The 19,171-nt window shown below is 37.3% G+C and carries 19 protein-coding genes; 16 read left to right on the top strand and 3 right to left on the bottom strand.

Going from position 1 to position 19,171, the window contains the following annotated elements; translation table 11 throughout:
* Nucleotide 1: 1 nt before the first annotated feature.
* The 4 genes from MHB42_RS17525 (at nt 2) to gatB (ending at nt 4,552) form a co-directional block, all read left to right on the top strand.
* Nucleotides 2–1,141, top strand: coding sequence for a CamS family sex pheromone protein (locus MHB42_RS17525; RefSeq protein WP_340807740.1), 1,140 nt, complete (start codon nt 2–4; stop codon nt 1,139–1,141).
* 206 nt (nt 1,142–1,347) lie between these two features.
* Nucleotides 1,348–1,635, top strand: coding sequence for an Asp-tRNA(Asn)/Glu-tRNA(Gln) amidotransferase subunit GatC (gatC, locus tag MHB42_RS17520; protein ID WP_053995386.1), 288 nt, complete (start codon nt 1,348–1,350; stop codon nt 1,633–1,635).
* Nucleotides 1,636–1,659: 24 nt separating this feature from the next.
* Nucleotides 1,660–3,123, top strand: coding sequence for an Asp-tRNA(Asn)/Glu-tRNA(Gln) amidotransferase subunit GatA (gatA, locus tag MHB42_RS17515; protein ID WP_340807737.1), 1,464 nt, complete (start codon nt 1,660–1,662; stop codon nt 3,121–3,123).
* 1 nt (nt 3,124) lies between these two features.
* Nucleotides 3,125–4,552, top strand: a complete 1,428-nt coding sequence (gene gatB, locus MHB42_RS17510) for an Asp-tRNA(Asn)/Glu-tRNA(Gln) amidotransferase subunit GatB (RefSeq protein ID WP_340807735.1) — start codon at nt 3,125–3,127, stop codon at nt 4,550–4,552.
* A gap of 48 nt (nt 4,553–4,600) precedes the next feature.
* Here gatB and MHB42_RS17505 read toward each other — a convergent pair whose 3' ends face one another.
* Entirely contained in the window at nt 4,601–5,608 is a 1,008-nt protein-coding gene (locus MHB42_RS17505) for a hypothetical protein (RefSeq protein ID WP_340807734.1), read from the bottom strand.
* 20 nt (nt 5,609–5,628) lie between these two features.
* Nucleotides 5,629–6,480: a hypothetical protein gene (locus tag MHB42_RS17500; protein WP_340807733.1), complete on the bottom strand. Its 852-nt coding sequence runs from the start codon at nt 6,478–6,480 to the stop codon at nt 5,629–5,631.
* 221 nt (nt 6,481–6,701) lie between these two features.
* On the opposite strand from MHB42_RS17500, the gene MHB42_RS17495 reads away from it, so the two are divergent.
* The 8 genes from MHB42_RS17495 to MHB42_RS17460 all read left to right on the top strand — a co-directional run bounded on the left by MHB42_RS17495 (nt 6,702) and on the right by MHB42_RS17460 (nt 14,820).
* Nucleotides 6,702–7,262, top strand: a complete 561-nt coding sequence (locus MHB42_RS17495; protein WP_340807732.1) for a thioredoxin family protein — start codon at nt 6,702–6,704, stop codon at nt 7,260–7,262.
* 68 nt (nt 7,263–7,330) lie between these two features.
* The gene (locus MHB42_RS17490; RefSeq protein WP_340807731.1) at nt 7,331–8,245 is read left to right on the top strand and encodes a diacylglycerol kinase; all 915 of its coding nucleotides are present in this window, start codon (nt 7,331–7,333) and stop codon (nt 8,243–8,245) included.
* Nucleotides 8,246–8,613: 368 nt separating this feature from the next.
* The gene (locus tag MHB42_RS17485; RefSeq protein WP_340807730.1) at nt 8,614–9,960 is read left to right on the top strand and encodes a cytochrome ubiquinol oxidase subunit I; all 1,347 of its coding nucleotides are present in this window, start codon (nt 8,614–8,616) and stop codon (nt 9,958–9,960) included.
* Nucleotides 9,957–10,982, top strand: coding sequence for a cytochrome d ubiquinol oxidase subunit II (locus tag MHB42_RS17480; protein ID WP_340807729.1), 1,026 nt, complete (start codon nt 9,957–9,959; stop codon nt 10,980–10,982). Before MHB42_RS17485 ends, MHB42_RS17480 begins: the two co-directional genes overlap by 4 nt.
* Before the next feature lie 14 nt (nt 10,983–10,996).
* On the top strand, nt 10,997–11,119 hold the full coding sequence (gene cydS, locus MHB42_RS17475) for a cytochrome bd oxidase small subunit CydS (RefSeq protein WP_340807728.1): 123 nt from the start codon (nt 10,997–10,999) through the stop codon (nt 11,117–11,119).
* A 61-nt stretch (nt 11,120–11,180) separates the two neighbouring features.
* Nucleotides 11,181–12,560, top strand: a complete 1,380-nt coding sequence (gene rlmD, locus MHB42_RS17470) for a 23S rRNA (uracil(1939)-C(5))-methyltransferase RlmD (protein ID WP_340808630.1) — start codon at nt 11,181–11,183, stop codon at nt 12,558–12,560.
* Nucleotides 12,561–13,275: 715 nt separating this feature from the next.
* On the top strand, nt 13,276–13,782 hold the full coding sequence (locus tag MHB42_RS17465) for a hypothetical protein (protein WP_340807727.1): 507 nt from the start codon (nt 13,276–13,278) through the stop codon (nt 13,780–13,782).
* A gap of 603 nt (nt 13,783–14,385) precedes the next feature.
* Nucleotides 14,386–14,820, top strand: a complete 435-nt coding sequence (locus MHB42_RS17460; protein WP_340807726.1) for a helix-turn-helix domain-containing protein — start codon at nt 14,386–14,388, stop codon at nt 14,818–14,820.
* 72 nt (nt 14,821–14,892) lie between these two features.
* Here MHB42_RS17460 and MHB42_RS17455 read toward each other — a convergent pair.
* Nucleotides 14,893–16,022, bottom strand: a protein-coding gene (locus tag MHB42_RS17455) for an IS3 family transposase (protein ID WP_340804134.1) whose coding sequence is annotated in 2 segments (ribosomal slippage) — nt 14,893–15,776 and nt 15,776–16,022 — 1,131 coding nt in all. Because the reading frame shifts where the segments join, the coding sequence is not laid out codon by codon here.
* 452 nt (nt 16,023–16,474) lie between these two features.
* On the opposite strand from MHB42_RS17455, the gene MHB42_RS17450 reads away from it, so the two are divergent.
* From MHB42_RS17450 to MHB42_RS17435, 4 genes are all read left to right on the top strand, one after another.
* Nucleotides 16,475–17,572, top strand: coding sequence for a hypothetical protein (locus MHB42_RS17450; protein ID WP_340807725.1), 1,098 nt, complete (start codon nt 16,475–16,477; stop codon nt 17,570–17,572).
* Nucleotides 17,573–17,731: 159 nt separating this feature from the next.
* Nucleotides 17,732–17,974, top strand: coding sequence for a TIGR04540 family protein (locus tag MHB42_RS17445; RefSeq protein WP_340807723.1), 243 nt, complete (start codon nt 17,732–17,734; stop codon nt 17,972–17,974).
* Nucleotides 17,975–18,001: 27 nt separating this feature from the next.
* Complete coding sequence (locus tag MHB42_RS17440) at nt 18,002–18,598, top strand: DUF1819 family protein (protein ID WP_340807722.1); 597 nt, start codon at nt 18,002–18,004, stop codon at nt 18,596–18,598.
* A 3-nt stretch (nt 18,599–18,601) separates the two neighbouring features.
* Nucleotides 18,602–19,168, top strand: a complete 567-nt coding sequence (locus MHB42_RS17435) for a DUF1788 domain-containing protein (protein WP_340807721.1) — start codon at nt 18,602–18,604, stop codon at nt 19,166–19,168.
* The last annotated feature ends 3 nt before the right edge of the window (nt 19,169–19,171 follow it).

The raw sequence follows: 19,171 nt of genomic DNA, 5'->3' as shown, positions 1-19,171 counted from the left end.
AATGAAGTCTTTTCGACTCATTCCAGCAATTGTAGCAGCTGCAATGTTAGTCGGCTGTGTGCCCTCTAACGGTGGGGGAACAGAGCTTACGCAGGAAACACAGGAAAAAGAAAAAGCTGAAACAACAATTATTCCAAGCATACAAATTGATGAATCCTATTACAAAACATTGATTCCTTATAAAGAGAGTGCAAGTAGAGGGCTTGTTGTATCAAATATTTATACAAAGTATGATATGAAGGAAGTAGAAGAAGGCTTAATGCGCCTTTCGCAAAAGGAGTTTGACACTGAAAATTATTACTTCCAAGAAGGGCAATATTTAGCTGAAGATACAGTGAAGGACTGGCTAGCACGTAGCTCGCAAGTAGAAACAGGCTTAAACCCGCCAACAACAGAAACGATGACAGCTGAAGAGCGAGCGACAAAGGCTCCTGTGTACTTAGCACATATTGTAGAGCAAAATTATTTAACAAAAACAGATGATAATAAAGTTAAATTAGGCGGGGTTTCAATCGGTCTTGCTTTAAATTCAATTTATTACTATCAAAAAGAGCAGTATGGGGAATATTATGAGGAACCGATTTCAGAGGCTGAGCTTGTGGAACAAGGTAAAAAAATGGCGGCTGAAATTGTTACGCGATTACGTGCACGTGATGAGCTAAAGGATATTCCAATTGTTGTTGGTTTGTTTAAACAACAAGCACGTAATGCCATTATTCCGGGATCCTATTTTAGCTATGGTGTAGCGAAGGCTGGTCAAAATGACATCGCTGGCTGGGAGACGATTGATGAAAATTATGTATTATTCCCAACAGATGATTCCCAGGATGTTTATCGAGATGTGAGCAGAAACTTCAAAATCTTTAAGCAAGATGTTGATAAATATTTCTCAAATTATACGAGCGTTATCGGCACAGGCTTTTATCGCGATAAAGAAATCCAAAAGCTTACCATCGAAATTCCTATTCAATTTTTTGGTAAAGCAGAAATTATCGGCTTCACACAATATTTGACAAGTAGTTTAATCAATCAATTTAATAATATTCATGTTGAAGTGAGCATTACTTCAGTCAACGGTCCTGAGGCATTAATTATTAAAAAAGCGAGTGATACGGACCCATATGTGCATGTGTATGATTAATAATAGTCAGCCTTTGTGCTGGCTATATTTTTAGGAAAAACAAATATAATAACACTTTGTCATAGTGGTGAAAGTTTCTATATTTTTGCTGAAAGTTGTGATTTTTAATAGGAAAAATGTTATGATTATTTGCATGGTTAACTTTATTCAACCCTATTGTTATCAATAAAAACAATGAATTGAGTAAGTATTTGGAGGTGTGAAAAATGGCTAAATTAACAAAAGAAGAAGTAAAGCATGTAGCAAATTTAGCGCGTCTTGCAATTACAGAGGAAGAGGCAGAAAAGTTTGCAGAACAGCTTGGAAAAATTACTGACTTTGCAGAGCAATTAAACGAGCTAGATACTACAAATGTTGAACCAACAACACATGTTTTACCATTGGTCAATGTTATGCGTGAAGATGTAGCAGTCAAAGGTTTAGATCGCGAAGTAATGATGTTAAATGTAAAAGAACAAGAAGATGGTCAAGTAAAAGTACCACCTATCATGTAATACTAAAACATAGGAGGATTCCTCATGACGTTATTTGAACGTTCAGCTAAGGAATTACAAGCTGATATTAAAGCAGGTAATTTATCAATCGCTGATTTAACAAAAGAAGCCTACGAGCGTATTGCAAAGCTTGATGGCGATGTACAAGCATTCCTCGCTTTAAACGAAGAAAAAGCAACGGCACAAGCTGCTGAAATGGATCAAGTACCATTTGAAGAGCGCGGACCACTTTTCGGTCTTCCAATCGGTGTAAAGGACAATATTGTAACAGAAGGCTTAGAAACAACTTGTGCCTCTAAAATTCTTGAAGGCTTTATGCCCATTTATGATGCTACTGTTGTCAACAAGCTACGTGAAGCAGGCATGGTGACAATTGGTAAGCTCAACATGGACGAGTTTGCAATGGGCTCTTCTAATGAAAACTCATACTATAAAACAACAAAAAATCCTTGGAATTTAAACCACGTACCAGGGGGTTCTTCCGGTGCATCTGCAGCAGCAGTAGCAGCAGGCGAAGTACCATTCTCTCTTGGTTCAGATACAGGTGGTTCAATCCGTCAACCAGCCGCTTACTGTGGGGTTGTAGGGATGAAACCTACATATGGTCGTGTATCTCGCTTTGGTCTAGTTGCCTTTGCATCTTCTTTAGACCAAATCGGGCCAATTACACGCAATGTTGAAGATAATGCCCTTTTACTTGAAGCAATTGCAGGCTTAGACCCAAATGATTCTACTTCTGCAAATGTAGAGGTGCCAAATTATGCAGCAGCGCTTACTGGTGATGTGAAAGGCTTACGAATCGCTGTGCCAAAGGAATTCCTTGGTGAAGGTGTTGGTGAAGCAGCACGTCAGTCAGTGCTAGAGGCATTAGAGGTACTAAAAGGCTTAGGTGCAACAGTAGAAGAGGTATCACTACCACATTCAAAATATGCACTTGCAGCATACTATATCCTTTCTTCTTCTGAAGCATCTTCTAATCTTTCTCGTTTCGATGGTATTCGTTATGGTTTCCGTGCAGAAAACGTTACTAATTTAATGGACCTTTATAAAGAAACACGTGCACAAGGCTTTGGGGATGAAGTAAAACGTCGTATTATGCTTGGTACTTACTCATTAAGTGCAGGGACATATGATGCTTATTACAAAAAGGCTCAACAAGCACGTACGTTAATTAAAGCTGATTATGACAAAGTATTTGAAGACTTTGATGTCATCATTGGACCTACATCGCCAACACCTGCATTTAAAATTGGTGAAAACGTTGATGATCCGATGACAATGTATGCGAACGATATTTTAACAATCCCGATGAACTTAGCGGGCGTACCTGCCATTTCAATTCCATGTGGCTTTGAAAACGGTCTACCACTAGGCTTACAAATTATCGGTAAATATTTTGATGAAGCAACAATTTACCGTGTAGCGCATGCTTTTGAACAAGCAACAGCGTTCCATAAACAAGTTCCTCAAATTTGGGAGGGAAAATAACATGAATTTTGAAACAGTTATTGGTTTAGAAGTACATGTTGAGTTAAAAACAAACTCAAAAATCTTCTCACCAGCACCTGCGCATTTTGGTGCTGAACCAAATACAAATACAACAGTAATCGACTTAGGTTACCCAGGTGTGCTACCTGTACTTAATAAAAATGTAGTAGATTTCGCAATGCGTGCGGCACTTGCATTAAATATGGAAATCGAGCAAGAAACAAAATTTGATCGTAAAAACTACTTCTATCCAGATAATCCGAAAGCTTATCAAATTTCACAATTCGATAAACCAATCGGTAAAAATGGCTGGATTGATATTGAAGTAGATGGCTATACAAAGCGTATTGGTATTACACGTCTTCATATGGAGGAAGATGCTGGTAAGCTGTCACATGCTGGTGACCATTCATTAGTTGACTTTAACCGTCAAGGTACACCTCTTGTTGAAATCGTTTCTGAGCCAGATATTCGTACACCAAATGAAGCATATGCTTACTTAGAAAAATTAAAATCCATTATCCAATATACAGAGGTATCTGACTGTAAGATGGAGGAAGGATCACTTCGCTGTGATGCGAACATTTCAATTCGTCCTTATGGTCAAGAAGAATTTGGTACAAAAACAGAGCTGAAAAACTTGAACTCTTTCAACTTTGTACGTCGTGGCTTAGAGCATGAGGAGTTACGCCAAGCAGATGTATTATTATCAGGTGGCGTGATTGAGCAAGAAACTCGTCGCTTTGATGAAAAAACGGGAAAAACTATTCTTATGCGTGTAAAAGAAGGAACAGACGATTATCGTTACTTCCCAGAGCCAGACTTAGTGCGCCTATCCATTGATGACGAATGGCTAGAGCGTGTAAAATCTGAAATTCCAGAGCTTCCAGATGCACGTAAAAAACGCTATGTTGAGGAATTAGGCTTAACACCATATGATGCAGGTGTACTTGTAATTTCAAAAGAAATCTCTGACTTCTTTGAGGCAATGGTCACAAATGGTGCAGATGCTAAGCTTTCTGCTAACTGGTTAATGGGTGATGTATCTGCCTACTTAAATGCAGAGCAAAAAGATTTAAAAGATACAGCACTAACACCAGAGAACCTTGCTGAAATGGTGAAATTAATTGCCGATGGTACAATTTCCTCAAAGATTGCTAAAAAGGTATTTGCTGAATTAGTAGAAAAAGGCGGCTCTGCAGAGGAAATCGTGAAGGCAAAAGGCTTAGTGCAAATTTCTGATGAAGGTGCATTACTAGCAATTGTTACAGAAGTTCTAGATAACAATGCACAATCAATTGAAGACTTTAAAAATGGTAAGGATCGTGCAATTGGCTTCTTAGTTGGTCAAATTATGAAAGCAACAAAAGGTCAAGCTAACCCACCAATGGTTAATAAATTATTACAACAAGAAATTGCTAAACGCTAAAAAAATGGTACTGGGATGGAATAAGCCCGGTACCATTTTTGGTTTAAATTACAATTTTGTTGTCCACCAGCCTGTTTGACGGTTACTGTTTAAATTCTTGGTTTCTAATAATTCTCCATTTCCATCCAATGTATAATCATGGGTGGGCGTTGAAAAGAATACTTGCTCCTCTGGTCGAGTTGCCTGTGTTTTTATTAATTGATCTTTAATTGTGGCAAGTTGTTTTCGCTTTGTGTACATGGGATCGACATTATGGGTGAGGAAAACGGCTGCATCTGGTGGTAAATTAATATGACCTGTTTCATCCACCTCGTAATCAGTGTCGCCAATAGTAATTTTTTCGCCTTGTTTATACCCAATATCAAATAAATTATGGGACATAAACGTATTACGGCTACCCAGAACCTGTTTTTCCGAAAAAGTTCGACCATCCTCTCTTAAATAATGTCTCACAGTTTGACCACTACTTTTAACCGTAAACCAACCAGGCTCAATCCCAACGCTCTTGAACATCTCCAATACTTCCTCACCAGAATATGAATACCTTGAACCGATTAAGCCAGATCGCCCTGTAAAGCCAGAAAAAAAGTCTTCAATTTTATTGATCTTTGTTACATCCTGCTGAGAATAAATAGCTCCTGTATCAACACCTAGTCGTTCGCCCAATTCGGTGAAAGCAGTGCCAAGAATGGAACCAGAGCCATGGTAGAAGCTTTGCATAACCGTTGAAACGCCATTAAAACTAAAGCGATATAAAGCACCATCTTCAAATTCAAGCACGTTATTCTTTGCTTTTATTTCCTTTACTTCTTTTCCTTGTAAATGGGTGAGTGATTGAATAGCTTGATGGCTTGTAATCCCCTGCTTACTCGCTACCTGCTTTTGCAGACTACTAGGTGATATTTCCACCGTATCTAATTTTTCATACAGTTTTTTCATAGTCCCTTTAGATAATTGATTGTATTGACTTAATTGTTTCATCGTTGATAACATGTTTGTTTTAGAGGAGCCATTATTGAAAAGGCTTCGCATAAGAGAGTAGTGTTGCATTTTCATAGAAATTCACCTCGTATATATTATGGAATGATTGGGTAAAAATAAGAAAATCTTAATTTTGGTGTTAAACTATAGGGCTTTGTGCTATTTGAAACCTTACCTTGTAATTGAACACTCCACTGACTATGAAAGGCTTTATTTTGAACAGCAGGAATATTGGCGATCCATGAATAGGAGGAGGTGTTAATCCACGAAGAATCGGCCGCTAATTTAATTCGTCTATATTCACTTGTTGCAGAATTTACCTTAGTGCCACCAAATGTAACTTGGTAAACAATAGCTTTTTTAGGGACGTCTGCGATATGTCTAAGATCATACGTATCCTGAGCAGTATTAATTGACGTCGTTAATGTTAAAGGTGTTGTTGCTGTGTATTCATAGGAATCCACCGTATAATTGGGGCTGCCAACGGTAAAGCGATAATCCCCACCTGTTCCAAAAACACTTGAAACTTTCACATAGTAAATCCCCGCTGTGGGTACATTAAATTCGTAAGGAAAGGCGCCTATAAAAGAAGGATCTTTACTATAGTTCTCTTCAAAAATTTGCCCCAAAGTAGCATCAAATATTTCAAATTTAAAGATTGGACCTGTTTGACCATTGATAGATAAATAGGTTTCTGGATTGGCTGGTAAATAAACTTGATACCAATCCTCGTCTGTTGCACTTGTCAAATTGCCAACTAACACTTTTTGACTCGCATTATTCCCATTAATCATTTGAGCTGGATCATGATTGTTTCTCTCAATAAGCTGCGCATTTACTGATGTATCATTTGGTTCTGCCTCATCAATTATAGCTGCAGCTGCTTCTTCGATGAAAAATGGTAAAGAGATAAACAAAACAAATAGAAAAGCGTAAATCTTTCTCATTATTAAAACTCCTCGCATTTTTTATTAGAAGGACCTTCCTTTACTATATCGAACATAATATGTAAATATTTATATTATTTCGGAAAATAAATACTTAGATATTTTATAAATTAGAAGTAAATAGTACTTATATTTTTTGTAAATAAAAAGAGCTTTACAGTTGTCTTAAATGTGGATTCGTAGCAAAATATAGAATAGATTATATAGAGGGGGACGAGCCAATGAAAACAGAACAACAATATTTTAATGAAGCTATTTCTATTCAACAATATATGGACAATATGACAACACTAAAAGAAGAAAGCTTCCGCATTTATGACGGTTTTGAAGTGCCGACAAATGATGGTTTTATTGATTTACTAAAGGACAAGCAGCCAAAAATTTTAACGATTACGGAAGATTGGTGTGGCGATGCAATGTTAAATAATCCAATTATTCGTCGTGTTGCTGAGGCAGCAGGCATAGAGATGCGTGCGGTTTTACGTGATGCTGATACAAATTTAATTGATCGTTATTTAACAAATGGTGGCCGTGCGATTCCAATCTATTTGCTGTTAGATGATGCAGGTGAGGTTGTTGGAAAATGGGGGCCACGCGCACCTGAATTACAGGAGCTCGTAGTAACGAAGCGAGCAAGCTTACCAGATAAAGAAGACCCAGCATTCGAAGAAGCACAAAAGGCACTTTATACGGAAATCCGTGAAGAAAACATTGCTAACAAATCGTATTGGACTTTTGTCTATGAGGATTTTAAAAAGCAAATTACAGCAGCATTACAATAAAGTAGTGCAACATTTCAACGGCTAATTCGTTGAATGAAATAGAATCTTATGAAGCAGGAAGGTATGTTATGAAACGAGCAAGAATCATTTATAATCCTACATCTGGACGTGAAGCATTTAAGAAGCATCTCCCAGAGGTGTTAGCGAAACTAGAGGTAGCAGGCTATGAAACATCCTGTCATGCAACAACTGGTGAAGGTGATGCAACACTTGCAGCAAAAAAAGCGGTAGAGCGTGGCTTTGATATGATTATCGCCGTTGGTGGAGATGGCACATTAAATGAAGTTATTTCAGGTGTAAGTCCGTTTGAAAATCGTCCGAAAGTTGGTCTAATTCCAATGGGCACTACAAATGATTTTGCCCGTGCCGTGCATATCCCTCGAAATATTGATGAGGCAGTAGATATTATTATTCAAGGCGATACAATACCAGTAGACGTTGGTTTATTAAATGGTGAACGTTATTTTATCAATATTGCAGCTGGTGGACGAATTACAGAGCTAACATATGAAGTGCCAAGCAAAATGAAAACAATGCTTGGGCAGCTAGCTTATTATTTAAAAGCAGTAGAAATGATACCATCTATTAAAGCTTCACATATGCGTATTGAGTACGACGGTGAAGTGTTTGATGGAGATGCCATGATGTTTCTTTGTGGCCTAACAAATTCAGTAGGTGGCTTTGAAAAGCTTGCGCCAGATGCCAGTATTAACGATGGCTACTTTACATTAATTGTGTTGAAAAAGGTCAGCTTACCTGAGTTTATTCAGCTTGCTGCTATGGCTTTAAGAGGCGAGCATTTAAACGATGACCGGGTTATTTATAAGAAAGCCAGCGTTGTAAAAGTCACGACAGAAAATGAAGTACACCTCAATTTAGATGGCGAATATGGCGGGGATGCACCTGCCACATTTGAAAACTTAAAGCGTCATATCGAAATATTTGTACCACTTGCGGATATTCGTGAGGAAGATCGTATTTGAGATTAAGTAAGTGGTTTCCGCTCAAAAAGGAGTCCAAAGCGCTCAAAATTGTGTGGAAACCGCTTAAAAATATAAGGCGACCGCTCAATCGCAATAAAGATTGTGAATAAATTAAGTAAAATGTTTGGCAAATGTGCGTATATTACTTGAACAAAATTTGAAACCTTTATAAAAGACTGAAATTTCGGTCCGTTATAAAGGTTTTTTTCGTTGTAATAGTGGAAAATAAGGGTATGAATAGGGGAAGGGGAGTGTTGCCTTTGTATAAATCACAAGAAAAAAAGCTCATATGGTTAAGCTTTGGTGTGGCAATTATTATGCTACTTTCTATTCTTGGAAAAATATTTGGTAGCTAAGGGGGCAATAAGATGATTAATGAGTCAGCAGTCTTTTGGAGTCGTGCATTAACGGAGCTAACATTATCGTTCCATATTATTTATGCAACCATTGGTGTAGGTGTTCCGTTAATGATTATGATTGCTCAATGGACTGGATATAAAAAGAATGATGAGCATTATATCTTAATGGCAAGACGCTGGGCACGTGGCTTTGTTATTACTGTTGCAGTTGGTGTTGTCACAGGCACAGCAATTGGCTTACAGTTATCTCTATTATGGCCTAATTTTATGCAGCTAGCTGGTCAAACAATTGCATTGCCACTTTTTATGGAAACGTTTGCATTTTTCTTTGAGGCTATATTTTTAGGAATTTATTTATACACATGGGATCGTTTTGATAGTCAAAAAAAGCATATGCTGTTATTAATACCTGTAGCTGTCGGTGCATCAATGTCTGCTGTTTTTATTACCATTGTGAATGCTTTTATGAATGCGCCACAAGGCTTCGATATTGTGAATGGCGAGCTTGTGAATATTCAACCTTTACTAGCAATGCTTAACCCAGCAATGCCGACAAAGGTAGCACACGTACTTGTTACAGCATATATGACATCCGCATTTGTGCTAGCAGCTATTGCAGGCTATAGAATGCTAAAAGGGTCTAAGCATGTTTATCATAAAAAGTCATTATATTTACTGATGAAAATAGGCTTAATTTTCTCGATTGCTGCTGCTATTATTGGCGATTTTTCAGGAAAATATTTAGCTGAATATCAACCCGAAAAATTAGCCGCAGCAGAATGGCATTTTGAAACAGAGGGTAAAGCCTCACTTGTTTTATTTGGTGTATTAGATGGGGAAGAAGTAAAATATGCTATTAAAATTCCGTATGCTTTAAGTATTCTTGCACATTTTAATCCTAACGCAGAGGTGATTGGCTTAGACCAGTTTGCAGAAGAGGATTTACCACCGCTTTATATTCATTATCTTTTTGATATTATGGTGTCCATCGGCATGTTTATGGTGCTTGTATCACTGCTTTATGTAATCGGGCAAAGGCGTGGGTGGAAATTTATTCATACACGCTGGTACAGGTGGATTATTGTCGCTGGTGGTCCGCTGTCCATTATTGCGATTGAAGCGGGATGGTGGCTTGCAGAGGTTGGTCGTCAGCCGTGGATACTTTACGGTTTAATGCGTACACCAGAAGGCGCTACAACAAGTGACCATGTTGATTTAATGCTGCTATTATTTGCAGGCGTCTATGCTGTATTAGCAGTGGGTAGTGTTGTTGTATTGATACGTATGTTTAAAAGGAACCCAATTGAACGTGAAATTGAAGATCGCCATTCTGAAAAAGGCGGTGATATTTTATGACATTAGAGGTTTTAGGAATTTCAGTATTATGGATTTTTCTATTTGGTTATGTTATTGTCGCATCCATTGATTTTGGTGCAGGCTTCTTTAATGCATACAGTTTATTGATTGGCAAAAATCATATATTAACAAATATCATTAAACGTTATTTATCACCTGTATGGGAAGTAACGAATGTGTTTTTAGTGTTTTTCTTTGTAGGCATCGTAGGATTTTTCCCACAAACAGCCTTTTATTACGGAACAATTTTACTTGTCCCTGTCAGCATTTCACTTGTCCTATTGGCAATTCGAGGCTCCTACTATGCATTTGAGGCTTACGGAGCACGTGGGCATATTGGCTATACATTGACATATGGTGTGGCAGGCTTGCTTATCCCAGCCTCCTTTTCTGTTGTTTTTGCCATTGCAGCTGGTGGCTACGTGGATATGGTAGATGGGCAGCCTACATTAAATTATTGGACATTATATACAAGTCCATTTGCATGGAGTATTGTTGTATTAAGTATTGCTGCGGTATTGTATATTTCCGCTGTATTTTTAACATGGTATGCGCATAAAGCAAATGATATCGAAGCAACAAAGCTGATGCGAAAGTATGCACTTGTTTGGGCAGTTCCTTTAATGATTAGTGCACTTGGCATTATGTATGAAATGAAATTCATTAATCCAGAAAGTTACAATCATATGGTTGAGCTATGGTGGATGTTTACTATATCAGCGATATTATTCATTATTACTGTACTGCTTATTGCCAAACGTCAAAAGTACGGGCTTGCAGTAGGGCTGCTGATTGCTCAATTTGCGGTAGCATTCTTTGCATACGGTATTGCACAATATCCGTATTTATTGTATCCATATTTAACGATTTATGATAGCTTTACAAGTACGCAAATGGCGATTGCCTTAGTGATTGCTTTTGTTTTAGGGCTTTGTCTTCTTCTTCCATCACTGTATTTATTGATGAAATTATTTTTATTCAATAAAAATTATGTAACAGGAAAAGAAGATAATCATGCATAGGAGGGAATCAATATATGCAAAGCTTTTTAATTTTTTATGCGCCATTTATTGTTGTGATCCTTGGCATTATCGTTGCCTTCTTGTGGGCACCAAAGGATCAATATATTACAAAAACTCAAGAAAAGGGTCGCGAATAGCGGCTCTTTTTTCAGTCGTCAACACATGCTACAATAAGAGGATTGAAATGGAGTGAGTAAAATGTCAGCACCTGTGAAAAAAAATGATCGTTTGACAGTATATATAGAAGATTTAACGCATGACGGCAATGGTGTCGCTAAAATTGACGGCTATCCATTATTTATCCAAGGCGCATTACCAAATGAAACGGCTGAAATTCATGTACTAAAAACATTAAAAAATTATGGCTTTGCAAAAGTTATAGACATTCTTCAGCCATCGCCAGATCGTGTAGAGGCGCCATGTAATTATTTCAAGCAATGTGGCGGCTGTCAGCTTCAGCATCTATCCTACGAGGGACAGTTGAAATGGAAGGAAAATATGGTGCGTAATGTGATGCAGCGAATTGGTAAAATCGATGCACCTGTTTTACCTGTAAAAGGAATGAAGGAGCCTTGGCATTATCGCAATAAAGCCCAAATTCCATTCGCTACAAATGAAGCAGGACAAGCGATTGCAGGCTTCTATAAAACAAAAACACATAGCATTGTCGATATGGAACGCTGCCTAATTCAAACAGGAGAGGCAGATGCTATTCTAGCTGGCTTGAAAAAGGAATTAGCAGCATTGGGAATTCATCCTTACAATGAGCAAACACATAACGGAATGCTACGCCATGTAGTTATTCGTAAAGCACGAGCAACGGGTGAGGTCATGGTTGTTCTTGTTACGAAAAAGAAAAAGCTCTCTCAAAAAGAAGCAACCGTTGCCGTGATTCAAAAACTTGTTCCGAACGTTACATCGATTATGCAAAATATTAATAGCGCTAAAACAAATGTCATTTTCGGCGATGAAACCGTCAACCTGTGGGGCAAAGATGTGATTATTGATACAATTGGCGATGTGCGCTTTGAAATCTCAGCACGCTCCTTCTATCAGGTAAACCCTGAGCAAACAGAGGTGCTCTATAAGCAGGCACTTGATTATGCAGACTTGCAGGGGAATGAACGCGTAATTGATGCCTATTGTGGTATTGGCACAATCTCCTTATTCCTTGCACAACAAGCAAAGGCAGTGATGGGTGTTGAAATTGTCCCACAAGCTATAGAGGACGCCAAGCGCAATGCCATGTTGAATGGCTTAACCAATACGTATTTCGAGGCAGGTCCAGCAGAGAAAATCATTCCACGCTGGTATAAAGAGGGTAAGGAAGCAGATGTCCTCGTTGTCGACCCACCACGCAAAGGCTGTGACGAAGCACTTTTAAAAACCATCTTAGAGCAGCGCCCAAAACGAGTGGTCTATGTATCCTGCAATCCAGCCACACTAGCACGTGACCTTCGCATTTTAGAGGATGGTGGCTATCAAACAAAGGAGATTCAGCCAGTCGATATGTTCCCACATTCGACGCATGTTGAGTGTGTGGCGTGGATGTCTAGGGTGGTTGTAGACAAGCAATAAACTCCTGTACTTTATAACAAAGTCGCAATATCCATATTCAACCGTTTAAAATAAAGTCCTGTACCCAAAATGCCCGAAACCCTTGTCACTACTATCTTTTCTCAATGTTTAACTTACAGAACTATTTTTTAAATCGAAAAAAACGTGAACAAAAAGCGTGAAAAAAGGGTAGAAAAACGGTCAAAACGTGATTAAAAATGTGTGAAAATGAGGGGAAGATAGCGTGACTTTATTTTAAACGGCAACGGTGGATTGCGGGTTTGCGTGGGGTAAAGATGTGGTGAGTTTATTTTAAAGCAACATAGTAGCAACGAAAAAAGGAGAAAAAGCTAAAGTTTTTCTCCTTTTTCTTAAGGAAAAAGGGTTTAGGATTGAAGGGATATTTATTTGCTACATCCGAAATGGTTTAAAACAGTGTTCCAGCATAAAGGATTAGAATACAAGATCTTAGCAATAAGAATGGTTGAATAAGTGATTAATTTTTCTTATAATTTAAGTGGGTAGGGTACTCGCAATATCACTACTCGATAACTGAACTTTTGAAAGTTTGGTTCGGCAATAAGTAGGTCCATGTGAGGAATCACCCCGCTTTCCAGGCTTCGGGTGGTTCTTTTTATTGCGAAATAAAAATTACCAAATATAATATTAAATCAAAGGAAATTTTAGTCTTAAAAAGGGATATAGCATATGAATAATAATTGTATTTGGGGCAGATGTGAAAGATGCAATTGAATCAAAATCGTATGGATCTATTTTCTACCAATCGGAGTTTGTTTTTCCAAGCAATCAAGATGGGGATGCATTGGTTAAAGATTTATGGATAAAGGTAGAAAATGGAGAATCTTTATCAAATGCTGATATGGGGAAATTAATTTTATTGCCTCTAACGAAGACAGAAGTAAAACGTTCGGAAAGAGTTTTGGAATCTGCTCAAATTGCAAGTAAAATTCCAAATAAAGATATGCAAACGAAGGTTCTTTCATTTATTACAACCATTTCGCATAAATTTTTATCGGAAGACGAAACCAATCAAATGTTAGAGGTGATTGAAATGAGACCATTATACGAAGAAATTACGAAAAGAAGCCAGGCAGAAGCGTTGGATAATGTGTTTAAAGCAATTGAACTTCTTAAAGAGCATAAGGAAATTGATTATATAGCAGAAAAAACACATCTTCCCAAAGAGCGAATCATTTCGTTAAAAAAGCAAATACAACAATAAAAAAGATGATTTAGGTGTTCCTTTTGGACTCGCAATTTGGAGAAAATCATAGTAAATAGCATTAGAAAAAGCATGGTAAAATAATTTTTCAACCATGCTTTTTTATTTTTATCCTTTATTTAATTATAGTATGAAAAAGGATTTCTTTGGTATGATGAATTCTAATGTCTTTCCTATGTTGTTCAAACCTTTGTAACCGTCAAGTAGTTTTGAACACTTTTTCTTCCTGATTGCACATTGGATCTACGGTTTCATCAAAAGGGCATGAAACAAGTGGAGATTGCAAGGGAGTTAAAGACTTATACGAATTATGTGTGGAAAGTCATAAATGAACAAAAAGGAAAAGAAACTACTTAATGACATACCTGTCACTCATCCTTAAAATGAGTGGCTGTTTTTTTTTTGCTGATTCCGAAACAGTTAGATTTTGAACATAATTAATCGCTATCCTTACTTCGTTCACAAAATAACAATAATAGAAATGTAAAAGATCCTTATTTATATAAAGTTATCAAAATCCTCTTCCTGCTTATGATAAAAGGATCATTCGATCAGAAAATAGGATTTCCATTTTGGAAAACTTAAAAAGAGGAGAGGATTACTTTGAACAAGGATCTACAACAAATGACAGATGGCTTTGGCAAAATGTTAAAAAGGTTGAGAGTAGAACAAGGGCTTTCCTTAAATGATCTCTCAATTAAAACTGGCATCTCAAGTTCGTACATCTATAGGCTTGAGCAATCAAAAAGAAAATCTGTGAGCTTTCCCAAGCTTGTGGCACTTTCAGAAGCATTAGGAGTCGAACCATGGGTACTTGCGGGTTCGAGTCTTAACTGGAACAAAGGAGAGACAATAGGTTTAAAAGAATTATTGTTCAATCACCAGGTACAGCATGACGGGGAAATACTAAGTGCAGAGGTAAAAGAAATACTACTTGAAATCCTTGAAGCAACCCTCGATGCGGACTGGTCAAAAGAAAGTCTTTTGCAGGAATTGCAGGTGATCGGAGAACTGGTCAGTGAATTAAAGGAGCTGTAATTCTTCGGCGGTAACAGGCTTACTGTTGCCGTTTACATATGGATGGAATGTCAACACTAAACTGGACAAAAATCATGTGGGCTGTAGCTTGAATTCCATCGGCGTTAAATAGCCAAGAGTTCCGTGGATACGGATGTTGTTAAACCAATGAACGTAATCGTCAAGTTCAAGAGCGAGCTGTTCAAGGGAAGTGAAGTGGGCTTGATTTGCGAATTCGGTTTTAAATACCTTAAATGTCGCTTCGGCCACGGCGTTATCGTAAGGGCAACCCTTCATGCTGAGTGATCGTTGGATGCCGAACGTCTCGAGTGCTTCTGAAATCAGCTTGTTATCGAACTCTTTGCCTCGATCTGTATGAAACATTTTCACGTCATTCAAATTGGCTTCAATACTTGCTAACGCTTTATACACAAGGTCTGCGGTTTTATTTTCACCTGCACTATGACCGATGATTTCTCGATTGAAAAGGTCGACAAATAAGCATACATAGTGCCACTTTTTTCCGACACGGACGTATGTTAAATCGCTGACAATAACAGCTAATTGCTTGTTCTGATTGAATTCACGTTGTAATTCATTTTTTACAGGTGCTTCGTTACAGTTGGCTTGATGAGGCTTAAATTGCGCTACTGTATAGTTTGAAACTAAGCCCATTTCGCTCATTAAACGACCAATTCGGCGTCTTGATACTTGTTTCGGCTCTGCTAATTTCATCAGTTCTTTTTTGATTTTACGTGTTCCATAGTTGTTACGACTGGCTTTGAATATGCGTTCGATTTCTTTTGAAAGTGCGGCGTCTTCAGCTTTTCTTGCACGCTCACCAGAAAGGTCCGCATGGTAATAATACGTACTTCTTTTAATGTCGAGGACGGCACACATTGCTGATACCGAATACTTGTGAGCGTTGTTACGAATCACATTTATTTTCGTCCCATGATCAGCGCCGCTTGCTTTAAAATATCGTTCTCCATCAATAAGCGTTGGTTTTCTTTGCGTAAGCGATCTAGCTCAGTTTCTTCTTCTGTCCGGTTATCCTTCGCAGCGAAAGAACCAGTTGCTTGATGATTTTTAATCCATTTATCAAGAGCTGAAGCAGTTAAATCGTATTCACGGACAATATCTGCACGAGACTTTCCGTTTTCATAAAGCTTCACCATTTGCAGTTTAAATTCAGGTGTAAATGTTCGACGTTGACGTGTCATAAAAGCACGCTCCCTTAAGTTATTAGTCTAAGTTTACAACCCCTCATTTATTCTGTCTAACTTAGTGTAGCCTATCCAGGAATAGATATAAGTTATTAATGTTATAAATATAAACCTCATATATAATGTAGATTTCTCCGATGCAAGGAATATAGAACTATATTTAACATATATAGAAAGTGTATAGATGTTATCCATATGATTTTCAAGTCTAATAAACGTTCGTTTAGAATGCTTGACTATAGCCAATAACCCATTTATAATTCACAGAAAATAGCAAAAAGAGGTGAAAAAGATGGTTTTGAAGAATCAATTGAAGAATAATTATATAAATAAAAGGCAAAGCACTTACCGAATCGGCTAACGAATCTGGTAGGTGCTTTTTTCATGTATTTATTTTTTACCAAACCCAAAAGAGAAGGAATAATCAAATTTTGAAAGGTTGGAATGGCATGGGTAAGAGTGGTACGAAGAAAGAAAATTTACTATCTATATTCTTGAAGGAAAATCCGCAATTGCTTTCAGATGCACTTGGATTTCAGGTCAATAATATTACGCTTGAACAACGTATTGCATACAATCACATGGATATTCGTGGGGTTGATTCTAAGAGAAGAATTCCTGTTATTATCGAAGTACAGGTCACGAAAGCAAATAAGAAGTATCAGAACAGAGTAATAGAGATGATTGAAAAAAATAATGAATCAGTTATCGTATGGATTGCCAAATCATTCGATGATGAAATTTTGGATGAACTGAAAAAATGGTTTGAGTCGCATCAAAAAGAGTTTGTTGATTTTTATGCCCTTTCGCTTCATGAAGATACCATCGCTGTATTGGAAAAACTAAATGAAATGTATCGTTTGGATATATATAAGAACTTTTATCTGTTAAGGGAACTGAATCCCCTGCTAAATGCTGAATTAGTGAACCACCAAATTCATCCATCGCATTGTGGGCAGATTAATACAAATCCATCACTACCTGACTTTGACCGAACTGAAGATGTAAAGCGAGCAATGTTACAAGTATTGCGTAGCAAAATACCGTACTTTCTAAATTTCCATTACGATAAAAAGACAAATCGAAATGATCGAATCCTTACTTGCGGTGCGGGCAAAACTGGGATAATTTATAGATGCTCTGCACAGGATGTTCGGAATCTTGCATTTGTCGAGCTATACTTCGACAAAGCAGAAAAGGATTGGTACGAATCATTTAAAGGTATTGAAAAGGAACTTGTTGCTACTATTCACAAGGACTTGTGCTTTAGGAAAAGGAGAATTGGGGTCTATTTCAAGCCAGAGGAAGGTTATGAACAAACCTTTGAGAAAATTGGGGAAGTCTTTCAGAAAATGATAGATGGATTCTCCCCTTTTATTCTTGGAAGAAAAGAAATTGGTATGGCTGTTTCAGAAAAGTATCATGAAGAGTATATAATGAAAAAATTTGTTCAAGTTCCAATCGAGTTACAAGAGCAACCATTTCCAACTGAAGAAAGTTACAGAATTGAAATGGAAGAATTATCCGAACTGTTGTTAACAAAGTAACACCATAGAAGGCTTCATATCGTTGAGATGTGAAGTCTTATTTGTTTTTTGTAGCATATATTAGGAGAATAAGTCGAATGCCCAGGATAAAATTGAATTAAAGATAGAGTAAGAGTAAAATAAGAGTTAAGTGAAATTCGATTGTACGAGGTGAACTTCGTGGAAGTAAGGCTTTTTTACCGCACTCAACGTGATTTATCGACAGCGTTAAACAAGATAGTTGATGCATATTGGCAGGAAGAAATAAGGGAAGATGAACTTATCGAAGGCATAAAGAGTATGTACGAACATAATCAGGAGAAGCTGATAAAGAATAATGAGTTTACCAAGGTGGTTCAACAGCAAAGCGGAAAAAGACGATTAGCTGTAGTTGGGAAAATTTTAGAAAAGGAAATAGGTTAATAGTCTTGTGCGAAAGGTAGGATTTGGGTGACAATAGATTTAGAATACTCTTCAAGTTTGAATGGTGCGTCCTATTTATTATTTGAACTTAAACAGATTGTTAAATTAAAGCGAATAGGTTTAACATCATCAGAAATTAGAGCTAAAGTGATTGAAGAAAACCTCTTTCAATTTGAAAACAAAGGTAGAATCAATCGGGCATTGCCCTCCGTTATGCGAAGAGCAGAAGTGATTGACGAAAGTTTAGCTGACCTATTATTGGATGGCTCTATTGAGATGGGGAAGGTTATCAATTTATATGCAATTATGAAAACAGATTTGCTGTTTTTCGAATTCATGAATGAAGTGATAGGCGAGAAACTCCATAATAACGACCTGTTAATTGAAAAGAAAGACATAAACGTCTTTTTTACTACAAAAGCTGAACAAAGTGAAAAGGTTGCCAGTTGGAGTGCCATTAATACGGAAAAGTTGAAACGGGCATTTATGCAAGTGCTTTATGAAAGCGGACTATTAAAGGAAAGGCGTGGTAACGAATTAAATCGCCTTATCATTGATCAGCAATTAAGAGAGCATCTAATCCATATTGGTGATGCACAGTATGTCCATGCGATGGGAGAGTAGAATATGACAAACATCAATGCCAGACTGGATAAAATCATTCCTAAAATAAGAGAAGACAAGTTTATTGAAGGAAGAGGACTTGGTAATGAAATTAGCTTCTACGTCTTTGACTATGAACCTGAACATGAATTAAAAGTCAGAGATTATGTGAAGCACATAAAAAAGGAATTTTCTTATGAAGGTAGTAACAGACGAATAATTGAGTTTGACCTATATAAAATGCTCATTGAAATAACAAAAGAAAAGAGAATTTTTGATCGGATATTTGAAATGGAACAAAGGCAAGGAAAAGATGCACTTTTTAAAGCAATGATAACCTTTGCCAAACCAGATGTTTTTCTGCAAAAAATTAAAGAGCAGATTGAAGATCACAATGTTGTCCTTTTGACAGGCGTGGGGAAAGTATACCCCTTCGTACGGTCACACAATATTTTGAATAACCTTCAAGAAGTATTGGATAAAACGCCTGTCATCATGTTTTTTCCAGGTCAATATGATGGTCAATCGCTTCAATTATTTAGCAAATTTAAAGATGATAACTATTATCGTGCATTTCGCTTAGTTGATTAATGG

The sequence above is a fragment of the Lysinibacillus sp. FSL K6-0232 genome (assembly GCF_038008325.1).
Taxonomy (GTDB): domain Bacteria; phylum Bacillota; class Bacilli; order Bacillales_A; family Planococcaceae; genus Lysinibacillus.
Note: the sequence above shows the minus strand (reverse complement) of the source record. Positions and strands in the feature narration are given on the sequence as shown.